Origin of the sequence: Nocardia vinacea NBRC 16497 (assembly GCF_000308835.1) — a bacterium.
In the GTDB taxonomy this organism is placed as follows: domain Bacteria; phylum Actinomycetota; class Actinomycetes; order Mycobacteriales; family Mycobacteriaceae; genus Nocardia; species Nocardia vinacea.
Map to the genome: position 1 here is coordinate 1 of NZ_BAGN01000345.1, position 4,426 is coordinate 4,426.

At 67.0% G+C, this 4,426-nt stretch carries 2 protein-coding genes; both read right to left on the reverse strand.

Going from position 1 to position 4,426, the window contains the following annotated elements; genetic code table 11:
* Positions 1-1,065 (reverse strand): beta-ketoacyl synthase N-terminal-like domain-containing protein (locus ON44_RS33970; RefSeq protein WP_040698253.1); only part of this gene is annotated, 1,065 nt, incomplete at its 3' end.
* A gap of 11 nt (positions 1,066-1,076) precedes the next feature.
* On the reverse strand, positions 1,077-4,426 hold a 3,350-nt coding region (locus ON44_RS33975), incomplete at its 5' end, for a type I polyketide synthase (protein ID WP_040698255.1).

The following is a 4,426-nucleotide window of genomic DNA, read 5'->3' on the forward strand; positions in this document are numbered from 1 at the left end:
AGCACGCTCTTGCCCGTAGGTGGCCAGCAGCGCCTGGGCTTCGATCGGATCGCCCAGAGTCGTACCCGTGCCGTGCGCCTCGACGACATCGATATCGACCGGCGAAACCCCCGCATTCGCCAGCGCTTGGCGAATCACCCGCCGTTGCGACGGACCGTTCGGCGCGGTCAAACCATTCGACGCCCCGTCCTGATTCACCGCCGAACCGGTCAGCACCGCAAGCACCCGATGACCGTTGCGCTGGGCGTCGGACAGCCGCTCCAGCACCAACATTCCAGCACCCTCGGACCAGCCGACACCATCGGCCGCATCCGCGAAGGACTTACACCGGCCATCCGGCGACAAACCCCGCTGTCGACTGAACTCCACCAGAGTTTCCGGAGTCGCCATCACCGCTACCCCACCGGCCAACGCCAGATCACATTCGCCCGACCGCAACGAGGCCGCAGCCGAATGCATGGCCACCAACGACGACGAACACGCCGTATCCACCGTGACCGACGGCCCCTCCAAACCGAACACATACGAAACCCGCCCCGAAGCAATAGATCCCGTATTCGCGTTGGCCGGATAGTCGTGATACATCATGCCGACCCACACACCGGTCCGGCTGCCCTTCAACCCGCCGGGGTCGACACCCGCCCGCTCGAACGCCTCCCACGAAGTCTCCAGCAGCAGGAATTGCTGCGGATCCATCAGCGCGGCTTCATTCGGGCTGATATTGAAGAACGCCGGATCGAACTCCCCTGCGGCATGCAGGAATCCACCCTCACGCGTATACGCGGAGTTCGGCGTCTCACCGGTCGGGTCATACAAGCGTTCGGTGTCCCAGCCGCGATTCGCCGGGAACTCCGACGTCGCGTCGGTCCCAGCGGAAACCAGGTTCCACAGCTCCTCGGGAGAACCGACCCCACCCGGATACCGGCACGCCATACCCACGATCGCAATCGGCTCACGAAGCGACGACTCGAGCTTGCGGTTGCGGGCACGCAACCGCTCGGTCTCCTTGAGCGAGACACGGAGGGCCTGAGCCAGCTTCTGAGTATTGTCGTCGGGCTTGGTCATCAATCGGTCCTTCAGTCCTCGGAGGAGTTGTTGTAGGCCAGGTCGATCAAGCCGTCGATATCGAGCTCGTCGATCGACTCATCCGTGACGGTCTGATCGGTGTCGTCCTGGCCGTCCTGCCCGTTCGCGAGCTTCATGAGGGCGTCCAGCAGGCCCGCGTCGCGTAGACGGGCGAGCGGGATCGTCTGGAGGGCGTTGCGAATACTGTTCTCCGACAGATCCGTTGCCGGCTCCGCGTCCCGATGGCCGCCGAACTGGCCGGCCAGATATTCGGCCAGCGCCTGCGGTGACGGATAGTCGAACACCGCGGTCGCAGGCAACCGCAGACCTGTCGCGGTCGCGAGGGCATTACGGAACTCGACAGCGGAGATCGAATCGAAGCCCAGCTCACTGAAAGGCCGGTCGGGTGCGATCACATTCGCATTCCGATGACCCAGAATCGTCGCGACCTGACCGCGCACGATCTCCAGCAGCACGTCGAGGCGCTCTCTGTCGGTAGTGCTCGCCAACCGCGCCCGCAGCTCCGCCGACGCACCCGAGGCTGCCGTCCGGCGCTGTGGGACCAGCCCGGAAAGCAGTACGGGCACTGCGGATCCCGCCCCACGCATGGCATCGAGATCCAAGCGGGCGAGGACGGGGGCCGCCGTGTCCAGCCCGGTCGCCGCGTCGAACAGCGCCAGGCCCTGCTCCTGCGATAGCGGCAGCAGGCCCGACCGGGACATCCGGCGCCGCTCGGCGTCACCGAGCTCCGCGGCCATACCGTCGTCCATACTCCACAGACCCCAGGCCAGCGAGGTGCCGGGGAGCCCGGATGCCCTGCGGTGTGCCGCCAGTGCGTCCAGGCAGGCGTTGGCCGCGGCGTAGTTGCCCTGGCCGGCGTTGCCGAATGCACCTGCCGCCGAGCTGAACACGACGAACGCCCGCAGCGGCAGATCGGCGGTCAGTTCGTGCAGGTGCAGGGCGGCATCGACCTTCGGCCCGAACACCGCATCCATGCGGGCCGGAGTCAGCGAAGCGATCGCACCGTCATCGAGCACACCTGCCATGTGGAACACACCGGTCAGCGGGTGGTCGGCAGGGACGCCGGCCAGCACCTGCGCCAGCGCGGCACGATCGGCGACGTCACACACGACGAACTCGACCTCGGCACCGAGCTGCTGCAGTTCGTCCCGCAGTTCGGTTGCACCTGTGGCGGATTCACCGCGCCGGCTCGGCAACAACAAACGGCGAACACCGCGCGCAGCCACCAGATGCCGGGCGAACAACCCACCGAGGAAGCCGCTGGCACCGGTGATCAGAACGGTGTCGTCCGGATCGAAGGAACCGGTCGCCGGAGCGTCGGCGGCGGCAACCCGGGCGAGTCGGGCGACATGTACCCGCCCGGCGCGGACGGCCACCTGCGGTTCCTCGGCAGCCAGAATCCCGCCCAGCAGACCGTCTGTGCCGGAATCGCTGTCGATCAGCACGATCCGGCCAGGATGCTCCGTCTGTGCGGCCCGAACCAGGCCGCCCACCGCGGCACCGGCCAGATTCGAAACATCCTCACCGGCCACCGAAACCGCACCACCGGTCCGCACCACCAACACCGACTCACCGAACCCAGGCTCGGCAAACCACGACTGCAGCACCTCCAGCACGCCATGAGTAGCGGCACGAACAGTGGCGGGATCATTGCCCGCCGGACAATCCAACACCACCACCTGCGGAACCCACTCACCCACGTCACCGAGATCCGCCCACGCCACCGCGGCAACCTCGTTCCCGGACACCGAGATCGGCGCCCAGCTCACATCGAACACAGAAGTACGAGAAATGGGTGTACCCGCGGTGAGCTGCGCGGGATCGATCGGCCGAGACGCCAAATGCCGCACCGTCGCCACCGCAGCACCAGTCGAATCCGCCAGATCCAACGCAACTCCACGCTCACCGATACGAGTAAGCCGAACCCGCAAAGCATCGGCCCCCGCCGCATGCACAGTCACACCCGACCACTCGAACGGCAACGCCAGCCCAGCATCGTCCGACACTGTGTCATCGGCAAAACGCAAGGCATGCAAAGCCGCATCCAGCAACGCCGGATGCACACCGAACCGCTCCGCGTCACCCCGCGCCACCTCAGGCAACGCGACCTCGGCATAGAGCCCATCCGATCCACGCCACACCGCCCGCAACGCCTGAAACACCGGACCGTAGTGATAGCCCTGCGCATCCAAAGAGTCATAGACACCGTCGATATCCACCGCGACCGCGTCCGCGGGCGGCCAAGACACCAGATCCACCGCGGCACTGTCGATTTTCGGCGCGAGCCCGCCCTCGGCGTTCAACGTCCACGGCGTCTCGACACCATCGTCGGGGCGGGAGAAGATCCGCACCCCGCGCCGACCCGCCGCGTCCTCGGCATCGACCACGACCCGCACCGCAACCCCTGCCGAATCCGACAGCACCAGCGGCGCTCGCAGCACCAGCTCCTCCAGCACCGTGCAGCCGAGCTGTTCTCCGGCGTGCAGGGCGAGTTCGACCAGACCGGTGCCGGGGACCAACACGGTGTCCATGACCGCATGGTCGGCCAGCCAGGGCTGCGTCTGGACCGACAATCGTCCGCTGAGCGCGATCGCGTCGGACTCCGGTTGCGACACCACGGCCGAGACCATGGGGTGCCCGGTGGCCGCGAAACCCATCGACCTGGCGTCACCACCGGCGGCGGACCCGGCGGCCATCCAATAGCGCTGACGCTGGAAGGCATAGGTGGGCAGGTCGATGCGCCGGGCTCCGGTACCGGCGTACAGGCGGGCCCAATCGACGTGAGCGCCGGTCACGAACAACCCTGCCGTCCCGGCCACCACGGCGGACGCGTCCGCCTGGCCCCGACGCGCCAGCGCGACCACCGTCGGAACCACGGTCACCGTCAGCTCCTCGACGACCTGGTTGACCATCGGGAAGAGCACGGCGTCCGGGCCGACCTCGGCGAATCGGGACACACCCAGATCCGCCATCGCCGCAACAGCATCCGCGAAACGGACGGTGTCCCGGACCTGACCGACCCAATACGCCGGATCCGACATCTCATCGGTGATCCGTGCCCCGGTCACCGTCGACACCAGCGGGATGCTCGGAAGTGAGAACGCCAAACCCTCGATCACCGAGGCGAACTCGGCCAGCATCGGCTCCATCAGCGCCGAATGGAAAGCATGCGAAACCCGCAACCGGTGCGTCCGCCAACCACGCTCGGCACAAGCCTCAGCGGTAGCCACGACATCGGCTTCGACACCGGACAGCACCACCGACGACGGGCCGTTCACCGCTGCGATCGACACCTCGCCGGACAGCAACGGCAGCACATCGAGCTCGGAGGCACCAACGG